Below are 13,648 nucleotides of genomic sequence, written 5' to 3'. Positions count from 1 at the left end.
AATTTACGGAAAAAGCTGTTATTCTTACTTAGAATGAGCTAAAATCATAAATAAATTAAATTATTTACGAACAAAGGCGGGAGAAGAGATGACAAATTTAAAAACACAAGATCCAACGCTTTTTGAAGCAATTGAATTAGAACTTGGTCGCCAACGAGATAAAATTGAGTTAATTGCTTCAGAGAACTTTGTTAGTGAAGCTGTAATGGAAGCCCAGGGCTCTGTTTTAACAAATAAATATGCTGAGGGCTACCCTGGCCGACGTTATTACGGGGGTTGTGAATATGTGGATATTGCTGAAAATATCGCCCGTGATCGTGCAAAGAAATTATTTGATGCACATTATGTGAATGTTCAGCCCCATTCAGGTGCGCAAGCAAATATGGGTGTGTATTTCACCATTTTAGAGCATGGAGACACGGTCCTTGGCATGAATTTGTCTCACGGTGGACATCTCACTCATGGTAGCCCAGTAAACTTTAGTGGGGTGCAATACAATTTCGTTGAGTACGGCGTGCGTGAAGAGGATCAGCGCATTGATTATGATGTTGTTCGTCAAATTGCGATTGAGCACAAGCCGAAATTAATTGTTGCAGGAGCTAGTGCTTATCCACGTGCAATTGATTTTAAGAAATTCCGCGAGATTGCAGATGAAGTTGGCGCCTACCTGATGGTTGATATGGCACATATTGCTGGATTGGTAGCGGCTGGTCTTCACCAAAACCCTGTTCCTTATGCACATTTCGTAACAACAACGACACATAAAACATTACGTGGACCACGTGGCGGAATGATTCTTTGTAATGAAGAGACAGGTGAAGAATTTGGTAAAAAGCTTGACAAATCAATCTTCCCAGGTATCCAAGGTGGTCCACTGATGCATGTCATTGCAGCCAAAGCGGTTTCTTTTGGCGAAGCATTAGCTAATGATTTTAAAGCATACGGTAAGGCGATTATTGAGAATGCACAGCGTCTAGGGCAAACGTTGCAAGAAGAAGGTGTCAACATTGTATCAGGCGGAACAGATAATCATCTTGTGTTGCTTGATCTGCGTTCGTTACAGTTGACTGGTAAAGTTGCTGAAAAAGCCCTTGATTCAGTCGGTATTACGACAAATAAAAATACCATTCCATATGATCCAGAAAAGCCGTTTGTTACAAGTGGTATTCGAATTGGAACAGCTGCAGTAACGTCTCGTGGACTTGGTGTGGACGATATGGATGAAATTGCGAAGTTGATTGCTTTAACATTGAAAAATGTTGAAAATGAAGAAGTATTAAATCAAGTCCGTGAGCGTGTAGCAGCTTTAACAGCTAAATTCCCTATGTACCCGAATCTATAAGGCAGAAAGAGCAGTAGCGACATACATGTCGTTGCTGTTTTTTACATGATTTATTTCGTTAAGGGAACATTTAACACAGGTTTCTTTCTTTGAACACTTGTATGAAGAGGTGCTTTTCAGGTAAAATCGTTCAGAGTGTGTCGAGAAATGACGATTTTTAAAAAGGAAGTGACGAAAATGGGTAAGGTTCATGTACTTGATCATCCACTAATTCAGCATAAGTTATCGTATATACGAGATAAGACAACAGGTACAAAAGAGTTTCGCGAGCTCGTGGATGAAGTAGCGGCGTTAATGGCATTTGAAGTAACGAGAGATTTGCCGTTAGAGGATGCAGACATTGAAACACCTGTAGGGCCAGCACGTGTTAAAAAACTAGCTGGAAAAAAACTTGGTCTTATTCCAATTTTGCGTGCAGGCATAGGGATGTCAGATGGAATTTTAAATATGATTCCAGCAGCTCGAGTTGGCCACGTTGGACTTTATCGCGATCCAGAGACATTTAAACCAATTGAGTACTATGTGAAGCTTCCAAAAGATATTGAAGAGAGAGAACTTCTTGTAATTGATCCAATGCTTGCAACAGGTGGCTCTGTCGTTGAAGCCATTAACAGTTTAAAAAAGCGCGGCGCAAAAAATATGCGTTTGATCTGTTTAGTAGCGGCACCTGAAGGCGTTCAGTATGTACAAGAAGAACACCCAGATGTTGATATTTATCTGGCGGCTCTTGATGAAAAATTAAATGAAAAAGGTTATATTGTACCAGGGCTTGGCGATGCAGGCGACCGACTATTTGGTACGAAATAAAACAGAAAAACCGTGAAAAGAAGAGGGGCTAGTCCTCTCTTCTTTTTTGTATAAAAAATCAGCTCCATTCGCATACTAACCGATACGACAAGCAGTAGGGGAGACGTAACGTATGACGAAACGAGGTAGAGTGCATCGGTTAGTAGTAGGAATACTTAGTGTTCTAATGCTCTTGCAAGGTATGAGTATGGCAACGGGAGTAAACGGAGTAGCCTTGGCGGCTGAAAAGCAACAACAGACACTAGATAGTAGTAAAAGAGTTGTGATTGTGTCGGCGTCCGGAGATGTAAATCGAGCTGTTGGCGTTGTAGAAAACCGCATTTCCTCAGCAACAATTAGAAATATTTATGCGAATGTTTACGGTGGGTTCTCATTGGAGATTGCTGAAAAAGATATTGAGCGGTTAAGGCAGTTGAGTGTCATTGCCCGTGTAGATGATGTGGCTCATTACCAGCCAAGTCTTGAAGGAAGCATCCCTTTTATCGGTGCAGGGGACCGTTTAATGGATAAACAAGATGGGAAAGAGCGCCTCTTAACTGGTAAAGGTGTCAAAGTTGGTGTAATTGATACAGGTGTGGATTACAAGCACCCTGATTTAGAGGCGAACTATCGTGGTGGCTACGATATAGTCGATCAGGATGATGATCCGATGGAAACAAAAAAATCACAAGGAGAACCTACGTTACATGGCACACATGTGGCAGGGATTATTGCTGCTAATGGACGGATTAAAGGGGTTGCTCCGGAAGCTGAAATTTACGCATACCGGGCTCTTGGACCTGGTGGACAAGGGACAACAGAACATATATTAGAAGCGATTGAACGAGCGTTTGAAGACGATGTCGATGTGATTAATTTGTCATTAGGGAATACGGTTAACGGACCTGACTGGCCAACGAGTTTAGCTCTTGATCGAGTCGTAGAGAAAGGCATTGTTGCGGTAACGTCAAATGGAAATAGCGGACCGAATATGTGGTCTGTTGGTTCACCTGGAACTTCAACAAAAGCCATTTCCGTGGGCGCTTCTTTGCCGCCTGTTGAAGTGCCAGCCATCAACGTAAGTGGGTTAAAGGATGAATTAACGTTAACCCCTATTCTAGGTGCGAAAAGTTGGCAACTAAAGGCAAGTTTAGAACTGGTGGACGTTGGTCACGGACTATTGACAGACTATAAAGGGAAGGATGTTAAAGACAAGCTTGTTCTCATTAAAAGAGGCCGCTCGAATTTCGCGGAAAAATTAGCGTTTGCCTCTAAAGCCGGAGCGAAAGGGGTCCTTATTTACAACAATTTAGAGGGTGCTTTTGCAGGAGCTGTAACAGAACCGATTCCTATTATAGGAGCAACTCTTTCTAAAACCGAGGGTGAAGCACTTCTATCACTATTAAATCAACGGAAGCATAAAGTGAAAGTGGACACACACTATAGCGTCAAACAAGACTTAATGGCACCTTTTAGCTCTAGAGGGCCGGTTACAGAAACGTGGGAAATAAAGCCTGACCTCGTTGCGCCAGGTGTAGCGATTCAAAGCACCGTACCGAAAGGCTATTTAGATTTAAACGGAACAAGCATGGCAAGTCCACACGTGGCAGGGGCTGCGGCCTTACTAATTGAACAACATCCAGATTGGAAACCAGAACAAGTGAAATCGGCACTACTGAACTCTACAAAGCGTTTACAAGATGAACAAGGAAAAGAGTATCTGCCGTTTGAACAAGGGGCAGGTCGTTTGCAAGTAGATAAAGCAATCCAAACAAGCACCCTTATCTCACCAGCAACCCTCTCATTTGGAGAACTTGAAAAAGGAGAGCATGTGGTGGAAAAAGAGGTGACCATTTCTATCGAAAACATCAGCAAATCTCAAAAAGACTACACCATTGATCCGCCAATTGGTGAGGTAGACGGTATTTCGTGGGAATTTGAAGAAAAAGTAACAGTTAATGGTCAGTCAAAAAAGGCATTTACACTCACAGCGACCATTGATCAACAAGCAATTCAAAAAGGGCTTCATACTGGCTACATTACCGTTCGTAATCATGAGGAGGAAATTGACCTTCCGTATATGCTTTTCATAGAGGAACCAAATTACCCTCGAGTGATGGCCTTTCAAATGGCTCACAGCGATAAAGCGAACGGATACTATTATGAATACTATTTACCAAGCGGAGCGGAAGAGTCGAGTGTGCATTTATTTGACCCAGATACGTTAGAATTTGTAGCGACAATTATTGAAAATAAAGATCAAAGTAGAGGTATGGTAAACGGCGAGATTACCAATTTACAGATTGCGCCTGGTCGTTATAAAGCGCTTATTTATGCTAAAAATGAAGGGAAAACAGATACTCTTGAAGCCATGATTGACATTGGAGAGGAGTGGATTGGTCCGTAATAAGAGGTACATGTAAAGACTCAAGGCAATGGCCTTGAGTCTTTAGTTTATTTTTGATAGTGAGCACATTGTTTAGCTAATAGTGGTGAACGTTTTATGTTGTGGCCATTCGTAAAGACGAAAAGAAGGACATAACTGGAAGAGAAAGTCAATGCATTTACTTAGTGGGAGTGGTTTGAATGTTAAGAATAAGTAAAGGTTTTGTAAAGGCATATAGAAATAATTGATACTCAAAGTACTGTACTTAAACGACTCTCATCCAGTCCGCGGTTTTTTTTGACAGTTATGTGAACAATCAATCCCCTTTTTTAAACTCTTTTGAGATTCTTTCAAAATTCGTTGACAGAGGAAAGTAGCTATTGTACGATTACTAAGGGTTACCATGATAAGGGTTACATATGCGATTGTAGTGGCTTTCACTCTAATTGAGAGGGGCTATTTCATTGTCGAAACAAAGTAAGAATCCAATGCGAGCGTTCATGCTAGTTTCAACCATTTTATCATGCGTGATTGGAGGTACGGTCGGAGGCTTATTTTTAGGGATATGGCTGGATAAGCTATTGAACGCAAGCCCAGTCTTCTTAATCATATGCCTATTAGTTGGAATGTTAACGAGTATATACAGCATTTCCAAAGTTGTTCAGCCATTTTTAGGAGACGATAACGAAGATGCCAAATAAGGAAGAGCGTACACACTTGATACGTGCACGAATGAATGGATATCTTGTGTATGCACTAGTCATACTTGGGATTTTAATTGTAGGCTATAGCGTGACACCTTACCACTCCGTTTTTTTAGGCTTAATTTTGGGGTTTTCGGCTAGTTTTTTGAATTTGTGGACAACTTATCGTAATGCACGCATTATTGGCGGGAACCACTCGCCATCTAAATGGCCCTCGATGCTATTAGCAAGTTTAGGATTCGTTTTCAGAATTATTCTTGCCCTCGCCGCAGTGTGGTTTTCCTTACAATTTCCAGATCACTTCCATCTTCTTGCTGTGATTGTTGGTCTTAGCTTGATGTATCTCGTTATGTTAGTAGATTTGATAATGAAAAGTATGAAGGCGAAAGAGGTGAAAGAATGAATAACAAAAATATTATATGGGAAGATCCTTGGATTGGTTTAACATTTAACCTGACAACTATTTTCACGTCAACAGTGGCATTTATTATTGTTTTTCTTGTGACGGTAATTGGCGCCCGTAAGCTTGCGATGAGACCAACAGGAATGCAGAACTTTATTGAATGGGTTCTTGATTTCTGTAGAGGGATTGTTAAAGCGAACATGGATTGGAAGGTTGGCGGACGGTTTATCGTGTTAGCTTACGCCTTACTATTTTATGTGTTTGTTGCAAATATGATGGGAATTCCATTTGAGCTTGCAACAAATGATTCAAATCACTACGTATTGTGGCGATCTCCAACATCAGATCCGTTACTGACGCTAACGATGGCTGGTCTTGTGATTGTGCTGACTCACATCTATGGTGTCATGATTGCTGGTCCTGGAGCGTACTTAAAGTCATTTGTAAGTCCAAAGTGGTTCTTGCTACCGTTCAAACTAATTGAAGAAGTAGCCAATTTCCTTACACTTGGAATGCGACTTTTCGGAAACGTCTATGCAAAAGAAATCCTTATGATTCTACTTGTTGGATTAGGGGTTATGGGATTTGATTATGGATTTGGACAAGGCGTTATTTTAGCAGCTGTTACGATGGTGCCAACAATGGCATGGCAAGCGTTTGGTATCTTTATTGGGTCCATTCAAGCATACATTTTCGCGATGTTAGCAATGGTTTACATGGCTCATAAAGTTGAAGCACATTAATACCTGCCTTGGCTTATTCCCGAGGCGATTTATAAATAAAAACTACAACACAAAACAGGAGGAATTTTAGAATGATGGATCCAATTGGTTACACTCATCTTGCAGCTGGACTTGCAGCTGGATTAGCAGCAATTGGCGGCGCGATTGGCGTTGCGTTAATTGTTAAAGCAGTACTTGAGGGAGTTGCTCGTCAACCAGAACAACGCGGAACTCTTCAAACATTAATGTTTATCGGTGTTCCACTAGCGGAGGCTGTGCCGATCATCGCAATCGTTGTGTCATTAATCCTCATCTTTAGTTAACAAAAAGTCAATAATCGTTCAACATTGAGAGGCGATAGCGTTCTTTTCTAGAACCTCTCGCCTTTCCTTATGTAAGGCTGATTTTTGAGAATAAGGGGTGTAAAAATGAACTTAGGTGATTTTGGTTGGGGTACGGTCCTTTTCCAACTTATTGGATTTGGTCTACTCTTATGGCTACTGTCGAAGTTTGCATTAAGACCGCTTCTTGGTGTTATGCAAAAGCGTCAAGACATGATTAACGATCAAATTGATTCTGCTGAACGCAACCGTAAAGAGTCAGAGAAAATGATCGAGGAACAAAAAGAGGAATTAAAACAAGCACGTGTAGAAGCACGTGAATTGATTGAAAACGCCAAAAAAGTTGGCGAGCAGCAAGGCAAAGACCTTGTCCGCGAAGCAAAAGCTGAAGCAGAACGAATTCAGCATCAAGCACTTGCTGAAATTCGTAATGAAAAAGAACAAGCTGTTACGGAATTACGTGAACAAGTCGCTTCTTTATCTGTCTTAATTGCGCAGAAAGTGATTGAAAAAGAACTGGATGCAAGTGAACAAGATAAGCTTGTTCAAGACTACCTTAAACAAGCGGGCGAAGAGCTATGAGCAACAAAGCGGTAGCCAATCGTTACGCTGTTGCTCTTTTTGAGTTAGGTGTATCCAAAGGTCAAGCGAATGAATTCGAACAGGATTTAGCCTTAGTAAGGGACGTGTTTAATCAAACACCGGAATTGCTAAAGGTACTTGAAACACCAGGACTTTCTCAAGAGAGAAAGGCTCAGGTCATCAAGCAGTCGTTTCAAGGAAATGTACAAGAAACAACGTTAGCGTTATTACTGACGTTAGTCGAAAAGAATCGTTATACAACGATGCCAGAACTACTTTCAGAGTATAAGAGATTAAATAACGAACTGAAAGGAATCGCTGAAGCAACTGTATACTCAGCGAAACCAATCAGTGATTCAGAAAAAGAACAAGTTGCAGTTGTTTTTGCACCTAAAGTAGGCAAACGCTCTTTAGAGGTCACAAATGTTGTACAAGAACAACTCGTTGGTGGAATAAAAGTCCGTATTGGCGATCGCGTATACGATGGCAGTGTAAAAGGACAGCTTGATCGCCTTGAAAAAGGAATTCTTGCAGGGAAGTAACAATTTGTCAGTTAGGGGTGAAAACGAATGGCAAGCATTAAAGCAACTGAGATTAGCTCGCTTATTAAGCAGCAAATTGAACAATTTGAAACCAGTGTAGATGTACAAGACGTTGGTACCGTTATTCGCGTTGGGGACGGAATTGCCTTCGCTTACGGTTTAGATAATGTTATGGCAGGAGAGCTTTTAGAGTTTTCTACTGGCGTAATGGGTATGGCTCAGAACCTAGAGGAAGATAGTATTGGTATTATCATTTTAGGACCATATGACAACATTCGTGAAGGAGACGAAGTGAAACGGACAGGACGTATTATGGAAGTTCCAGTTGGAACTGAACTTCTTGGACGCGTTGTGAATTCACTTGGTCAACCAATCGATGGCTTAGGTCCGATTCACACAACAAAGACACGCCCAGTTGAAGGTGGAGCGCCAGGCGTTATGGCACGTAAATCGGTACATGAGCCTCTTCAAACAGGAATTAAATCAATTGATTCAATGATTCCAATCGGACGTGGACAGCGTGAACTTATTATCGGTGACCGTCAAACAGGAAAGACGTCGATTGCAATTGATACGATTCTTAATCAAAAAGATCAAGATATGATCTGTGTGTATGTGGCCATTGGACAAAAAGAATCAACGGTGTCAGGCGTAGTTGAAACACTTCGTCAACGTGGCGCACTTGATTACACGATTGTTGTATCTGCGGGTGCATCTGATCCAGCTCCAATGCTTTACTTAGCACCATATACAGGCGTTTCAATGGCAGAAGAATTTATGTACGATGGTAAGCACGTTCTTGTTATTTATGATGATTTATCAAAACAAGCAGCAGCATACCGTGAGATGTCCCTTCTTCTTCGTCGTCCTCCAGGTCGTGAAGCATTCCCAGGAGATGTATTCTACTTACACTCTCGTTTACTTGAGCGTGCTGCGAAATTAAATGACGATTTAGGTGGCGGATCCATTACAGCTCTTCCATTTATTGAAACACAAGCAGGGGATGTATCAGCGTACATTCCAACAAACGTTATTTCGATTACAGATGGCCAAGTATTCTTACAGTCTGACTTATTCCACTCTGGTGTACGTCCAGCCGTTAACCCTGGTATCTCAGTATCTCGTGTTGGTGGATCTGCACAAATCAAAGCAATGAAAAAAGTAGCTGGTACGCTTCGTTTAGACTTAGCAGCATATCGTGAGCTAGAAGCATTCTCTCAATTTGGTTCAGATCTAGATGCTGCAACACAAGCTCGTTTAAATCGTGGACAGCGAACAGTTGAGTTATTAAAGCAAGACTTGAACCAACCACTTCCGGTTGAGAAGCAAGTGGCAATCATCTATGCATTAACAAAAGGTTACTTAGACGATATCCCAGTAAGTGACTGCCTACGCTTTGAAGCAGAATTGTTTACGTACCTTGAAAGCAATAACAATGAATTGCTAGAGCACATTCGCACAACAGGAAATCTTCCAGAAGAAAGTGATTTCAAAGCAGCGATTGAAGCTTTCAAAAAAGGTTTCGTTCCATCGAATGAATAGTTTATTTTCTTAAGTTTTGCTTAGAAAGGCGGTGAACAAATGGCTTCTTTGCGCGATATAAAAAATCGTATTAACTCAACAAAGAAAACACGTCAAATTACAAAAGCGATGCAAATGGTGTCGGCTGCGAAATTAAATCGTGCGCAAGAAAAAGCACAAAGCTATGAAGTATACGCAAGTAAAATGCGTGAGGTTGTAAACAACATGGCTGCGGCCGGAAGTGACGTCAGTCATCCGATGCTTGAAGAACGTCCAGTGAAAAAGACAGGGTACATCTTTATTTCATCGGATACTGGTTTAGCTGGCGGTTACAACTCAAGTCTTTTAAGAGATATGATGAAAACCATTCAATCTAGACACTCATCAACAGACGAGTATGCAATTATTGTCTTGGGTAAAATCGGACGGGATCTGTTACGTACACGAAATCAACCGATTATCCAAGAAATGATTGAAATTCCTGATCAGCCTGGTTTTTCGGATATTAAGGGACTAGCCAAAACATCTGTTGAGATGTTTGCTGATGGCGTGTTTGACGAACTATATGTTTGGTATAACCACTTCGTATCTGCAATGACGCAAACCGTTACAGAACAAAAGCTTCTTCCTCTTGGATCTACAGGAGAGCAACAGTCATCCAGCGTCGGCCTTTACGAATATGAGCCATCTGAGAAAGAAATACTTGAAGCTGTTCTTCCTCGTTATGCAGAGAGCTTGATTTATGGGGCTTTGCTTGATGCAAAGGCAAGTGAGTTCGGTGCACGTATGACAGCAATGAGTGCTGCATCCGACAACGCTTCTTCACTTATTGATGATTTGACGCTTTCTTATAACCGAGCAAGACAAGCTGCAATTACGCAAGAAATCACTGAAATTGTTGGCGGTGCAGCCGCTTTAGAATAGAACGTATGTGAATTAGGAGGGAAAACGATGTCAACAGGCCGTATTATTCAAATTACAGGACCGGTCGTGGACGTTAAATTTCCAAGTGGTCAACTACCTCAAATCAATAGTGCACTTCGAGTAAACCAATCAGGTGATACACAGAATGCTGTTCATGTAACAGTAACGTTAGAGGTAGCTTTACACTTAGGAAATGATACAGTTCGCACGGTAGCCATGGGTTCAACTGATGGTTTAATGCGTGGAACAGAAGCAGTAGATACTGGAGCGCCAATCTCTGTACCAGTTGGTGAAGAGACACTTGGTCGAGTATTTAATGTACTTGGTGAAGAGATTGACTTAAAAGAACCAGTACCAGCAGGAACACGCCGTGACCCTATTCACCGCGATGCGCCAAGCTTTGAAGAATTAACAACAACGACAGAAATCCTTGAAACAGGAATTAAAGTTGTTGATTTACTTGCTCCTTATACAAAAGGAGGTAAAGTTGGTCTATTCGGTGGTGCCGGAGTAGGGAAAACGGTACTGATTCAAGAATTAATTAACAACGTTGCCCAAGAGCACGGTGGTATTTCTGTATTTGCCGGTGTTGGAGAGCGTACTCGTGAAGGAAATGACCTTTATCATGAGATGACGGATGCAGGCGTTATTAAGAAAACCGCGATGGTATTCGGTCAAATGAACGAACCACCAGGTGCACGTATGCGTGTAGCCCTGTCTGGTTTAACAATGGCAGAATATTTCCGTGATGAACAAGGTGCAGACGTACTTTTGTTTGTTGACAACATCTTCCGTTTTACACAAGCAGGTTCTGAGGTATCGGCGCTACTTGGTCGTATGCCATCAGCGGTAGGTTATCAGCCAACACTTGCTACGGAAATGGGACAATTACAAGAGCGTATCACTTCAACGAAAAAAGGTTCTGTTACATCCATTCAAGCAATTTACGTACCGGCGGATGACTATACGGATCCGGCTCCGGCAACAGCATTTGCTCACTTAGATGCAACAACAAACCTTGAGCGTAAATTAACGGAGCAGGGGATTTACCCTGCAGTTGATCCATTAGCGTCCACATCACGCGCCCTTTCCCCAGAAGTTGTTGGAGAAGAGCACTACAGTGTAGCACGTGGGGTTCAACAAACATTACAAAAATATCGTGAGTTACAAGATATTATTGCCATCCTCGGTATGGAAGAATTATCAGAGGAAGACAAGTTAATCGTTGCGCGTGCGCGCCGCATTCAGTTCTTCTTATCACAAAACTTCCACGTAGCAGAGCAGTTTACTGGTCAACCTGGTTCGTATGTACCAGTTAAAGAAACCATTTCAGGATTTAAAGACATCCTTGCAGGTAAATACGATGATCTTCCAGAAGATGCATTCCGTTTAGTTGGACGCATTGAAGAAGTTGTAGAAAAAGCGAAAGAAATGGCCCAGTAATAAAAAAGAAAGGGAGCGGTTAAGCCGTTTCCTTTTCTAAGCTAGCCGACGAGGAGGGGTTCTATGAATACCGTGCAAGTAAGTGTCGTAACTCCAGACGGTGCAGTATACTCAAGTGATGCTGAGCTGGTTGTTGTGAAGACAACAGAAGGGGAGCTTGGAATTAAAGCAAAGCACATTCCCCTCGTTTCTCCGCTTACGGTTGGAAGGGCTCGTTTTTTGAAAGACGGCAAAGAAGACCAAGTATCAGTCAGCGGTGGATTTATTGAAGTTCGTCCAGACCAAGTGACCATACTAGCCGAGACTGCAGAAACACCAGAGCAAATTGATACGGAACGCGCTGAAAAAGCGAAGAACCGTGCAGAAAAACGCTTAAATGATGACAGTGCCCATATTGATAAAGCACGTGCAGAAGCGGCTTTAATGAGAGCTGTTACTCGTCTTAGTGTTGCTAAAGCAAACTAAACCAAAAATCACCAGACTGTTGTTTATCAACAGATGGTGATTTTTTTTAGGTGCACGTGTAGGCACCATATTGTACAAATAACGACAGTAAGCATATACTCCAGAAGAAGGATATTTACAGTGTTGTGTGAGAGAATGCCTTTAACAAAAAAATCATGTTAGAAAAATGGCAAATAAGGGTAAAGTGCATATGAATGCGCTTTAGATAAAGATCATTCTAAACTGTAACCAAATCTTCATTTTTTGTTATGAAAGTGGAATGAATTCCTTAACGAAAGCGGTAGCTTTTTATGCGTAAATCCGTTATCATTGAAAATGGATTGCGAACTTTTAGCTTGACTTTTTGTTTGCCGGGATTGAATAGGAAATGGGGTCATAAGGTTGACAAGCGATTTAGCTTTGGAAGCGTTTATACATATTCTATTAAATCTTCTCGGTTTAGTCATAGCATGGTGGGCGTTACAATCGTTCCGCTTTGATTTGTTCGTGAAAAATCCAAAAAGTACCCAAGCCACTGTTTTAAAAGTGTTAGTGGCAATTACATTGGGACATTTACTTGCTCGTTTTTTTATTGAGTATGCCCAAGCTGTTCGGTACCTACCTTATCTTTTCTAGTAAAAAAATGTCATAAGAACCTTTGTTTTTTATGTATGCTTTTTCTGCTTCAGGTAAAAATGGTAGTAAGAAAACCTTTTGGTCCTGGAGGGGAATGTTGATATGAATAAAATGTATTCTGTCTGTTTTCTATTGCTTATCGTTGTTTTCTGTAGCGTTCTTTTTGCTTTTGAGAAAGATACCTTAGGAAAAGAAGATACATTCTATCATCAAATGAATGCCTTTAATGACCTTGTTGAGAAAAATAAAATGACAATGACAGATTGGCAAGTCCGCATAAAAAATCAAAGCGAACATGTAGATGATTTTTATACACAGCTAGACCAGTTCGAACAGGAATATCCTGAATTTGAACGTGCTTCTTTGGAAGAAGACAATAATTATGTGCATGTCACGTTTATAAATGGCGATTATGAGGGAAAGTTACTGGAAAAAGTTAAATGGATAGCGACCTCAACAACAAAAGGTTACAAAGTAGAAAAAACGTATGAGCTCCTTTCAAATGGAAATGGTGAACTCAAGAATCAACAATTGTTTAAAGATCGATTACGTACATTAGGTTTTGATTTAAAATCGTCTATGTCGTTTTATGAACTAACGGCAGAAATGGACGATACGCCTCAAGATTTAATGATTGAGGCCGAGGATTTAGTAAGTCAATTGGGCGCGACCACATTAGAGGGCCTAGAAGAAAAAACGTTTGTATCTATCTCTGCATATCATAAAGGATGGACCAATGGTATTGCGACAAATGATGATAAAGAGATGAACGTTCAAATCGCATTACGCGAAAATCAAGAGTTGGGCTCTAGAACAACAGTAACTTTTGGAACGCCTATAATTACGACTGAATATTGATAATATAGAAGAGA

General features: G+C 41.1%; 15 protein-coding genes. All 15 read left to right on the top strand.

The window, feature by feature from the left end:
- Positions 1–88 precede the first annotated feature (88 nt).
- The 15 genes from glyA to FPV17_RS20170 all read left to right on the top strand — a co-directional run bounded on the left by glyA (position 89) and on the right by FPV17_RS20170 (position 13,634).
- Entirely contained in the window at positions 89–1,342 is a 1,254-nt protein-coding gene (gene glyA / locus FPV17_RS20240) for a serine hydroxymethyltransferase (protein WP_060704449.1), read from the top strand.
- Positions 1,343–1,519: 177 nt separating this feature from the next.
- On the top strand, positions 1,520–2,149 hold the full coding sequence (gene upp / locus FPV17_RS20235; RefSeq protein WP_144560239.1) for a uracil phosphoribosyltransferase: 630 nt from the start codon (positions 1,520–1,522) through the stop codon (positions 2,147–2,149).
- A 112-nt stretch (positions 2,150–2,261) separates the two neighbouring features.
- The gene (locus tag FPV17_RS20230; protein ID WP_281284315.1) at positions 2,262–4,535 is read left to right on the top strand and encodes a S8 family serine peptidase; all 2,274 of its coding nucleotides are present in this window, start codon (positions 2,262–2,264) and stop codon (positions 4,533–4,535) included.
- Positions 4,536–4,978: 443 nt separating this feature from the next.
- Positions 4,979–5,215 carry an AtpZ/AtpI family protein gene (locus FPV17_RS20225; protein WP_051667682.1) on the top strand — a complete coding sequence of 79 codons (237 nt, stop codon included), beginning with the start codon at positions 4,979–4,981 and terminating at the stop codon, positions 5,213–5,215.
- Entirely contained in the window at positions 5,205–5,621 is a 417-nt protein-coding gene (locus tag FPV17_RS20220; RefSeq protein ID WP_051667681.1) for an ATP synthase subunit I, read from the top strand. Before FPV17_RS20225 ends, FPV17_RS20220 begins: the two co-directional genes overlap by 11 nt.
- Positions 5,618–6,364, top strand: coding sequence for a F0F1 ATP synthase subunit A (gene atpB, locus FPV17_RS20215; protein WP_060704455.1), 747 nt, complete (start codon positions 5,618–5,620; stop codon positions 6,362–6,364). The genes FPV17_RS20220 and atpB overlap by 4 nt, the downstream gene beginning before the upstream one ends.
- 71 nt (positions 6,365–6,435) lie before the next feature.
- On the top strand, positions 6,436–6,666 hold the full coding sequence (atpE, locus tag FPV17_RS20210) for a F0F1 ATP synthase subunit C (RefSeq protein ID WP_274273190.1): 231 nt from the start codon (positions 6,436–6,438) through the stop codon (positions 6,664–6,666).
- A 105-nt stretch (positions 6,667–6,771) separates the two neighbouring features.
- The gene (atpF, locus tag FPV17_RS20205; protein WP_038484063.1) at positions 6,772–7,266 is read left to right on the top strand and encodes a F0F1 ATP synthase subunit B; all 495 of its coding nucleotides are present in this window, start codon (positions 6,772–6,774) and stop codon (positions 7,264–7,266) included.
- Complete coding sequence (locus FPV17_RS20200; protein WP_144560238.1) at positions 7,263–7,808, top strand: F0F1 ATP synthase subunit delta; 546 nt, start codon at positions 7,263–7,265, stop codon at positions 7,806–7,808. Before atpF ends, FPV17_RS20200 begins: the two co-directional genes overlap by 4 nt.
- 27 nt (positions 7,809–7,835) lie before the next feature.
- A complete protein-coding gene (gene atpA, locus FPV17_RS20195; RefSeq protein ID WP_144560237.1) occupies positions 7,836–9,350 on the top strand; it encodes a F0F1 ATP synthase subunit alpha in 1,515 nt (504 codons plus the stop codon).
- A gap of 39 nt (positions 9,351–9,389) precedes the next feature.
- Positions 9,390–10,253: an ATP synthase F1 subunit gamma gene (gene atpG, locus FPV17_RS20190; RefSeq protein WP_060704457.1), complete on the top strand. Its 864-nt coding sequence runs from the start codon at positions 9,390–9,392 to the stop codon at positions 10,251–10,253.
- 27 nt (positions 10,254–10,280) lie between these two features.
- Positions 10,281–11,696 (top strand): F0F1 ATP synthase subunit beta, encoded by a 1,416-nt coding sequence (atpD, locus tag FPV17_RS20185; protein WP_060704458.1) that lies wholly within the window; start codon positions 10,281–10,283, stop codon positions 11,694–11,696.
- A 63-nt stretch (positions 11,697–11,759) separates the two neighbouring features.
- Complete coding sequence (locus FPV17_RS20180; protein ID WP_035394294.1) at positions 11,760–12,161, top strand: F0F1 ATP synthase subunit epsilon; 402 nt, start codon at positions 11,760–11,762, stop codon at positions 12,159–12,161.
- Between the two features lie 381 nt (positions 12,162–12,542).
- Positions 12,543–12,776, top strand: a complete 234-nt coding sequence (locus FPV17_RS20175) for a DUF1146 family protein (protein ID WP_144560236.1) — start codon at positions 12,543–12,545, stop codon at positions 12,774–12,776.
- A 102-nt stretch (positions 12,777–12,878) separates the two neighbouring features.
- Positions 12,879–13,634, top strand: coding sequence for a YwmB family TATA-box binding protein (locus FPV17_RS20170; RefSeq protein WP_144560235.1), 756 nt, complete (start codon positions 12,879–12,881; stop codon positions 13,632–13,634).
- Positions 13,635–13,648: the final 14 nt, after the last annotated feature.

It is taken from the genome of Shouchella miscanthi, from assembly GCF_007725405.1.
GTDB classification, from domain to species: Bacteria; Bacillota; Bacilli; order Bacillales; family Bacillaceae_D; genus Shouchella; species Shouchella hunanensis.
This window is presented reverse-complemented; position numbering and strand designations above follow the sequence as displayed.

What these genes read in the sequence shown, in the direction of transcription:
- glyA (WP_060704449.1), top strand. Translation starts at nt 89, where the DNA reads ATGACAAATTTAAAAACACAAGATCCAACGCTTTTTGAAGCAATTGAA.
- upp (WP_144560239.1), top strand. Translation starts at nt 1,520, where the DNA reads ATGGGTAAGGTTCATGTACTTGATCATCCACTAATTCAGCATAAGTTA.
- FPV17_RS20230 (WP_281284315.1), top strand. Translation starts at nt 2,262, where the DNA reads ATGACGAAACGAGGTAGAGTGCATCGGTTAGTAGTAGGAATACTTAGT.
- FPV17_RS20220 (WP_051667681.1), top strand. Translation starts at nt 5,205, where the DNA reads ATGCCAAATAAGGAAGAGCGTACACACTTGATACGTGCACGAATGAAT.
- atpB (WP_060704455.1), top strand. Translation starts at nt 5,618, where the DNA reads ATGAATAACAAAAATATTATATGGGAAGATCCTTGGATTGGTTTAACA.
- atpE (WP_274273190.1), top strand. Translation starts at nt 6,436, where the DNA reads ATGATGGATCCAATTGGTTACACTCATCTTGCAGCTGGACTTGCAGCT.
- atpF (WP_038484063.1), top strand. Translation starts at nt 6,772, where the DNA reads ATGAACTTAGGTGATTTTGGTTGGGGTACGGTCCTTTTCCAACTTATT.
- FPV17_RS20200 (WP_144560238.1), top strand. Translation starts at nt 7,263, where the DNA reads ATGAGCAACAAAGCGGTAGCCAATCGTTACGCTGTTGCTCTTTTTGAG.
- atpA (WP_144560237.1), top strand. Translation starts at nt 7,836, where the DNA reads ATGGCAAGCATTAAAGCAACTGAGATTAGCTCGCTTATTAAGCAGCAA.
- atpG (WP_060704457.1), top strand. Translation starts at nt 9,390, where the DNA reads ATGGCTTCTTTGCGCGATATAAAAAATCGTATTAACTCAACAAAGAAA.
- atpD (WP_060704458.1), top strand. Translation starts at nt 10,281, where the DNA reads ATGTCAACAGGCCGTATTATTCAAATTACAGGACCGGTCGTGGACGTT.
- FPV17_RS20180 (WP_035394294.1), top strand. Translation starts at nt 11,760, where the DNA reads ATGAATACCGTGCAAGTAAGTGTCGTAACTCCAGACGGTGCAGTATAC.
- FPV17_RS20170 (WP_144560235.1), top strand. Translation starts at nt 12,879, where the DNA reads ATGAATAAAATGTATTCTGTCTGTTTTCTATTGCTTATCGTTGTTTTC.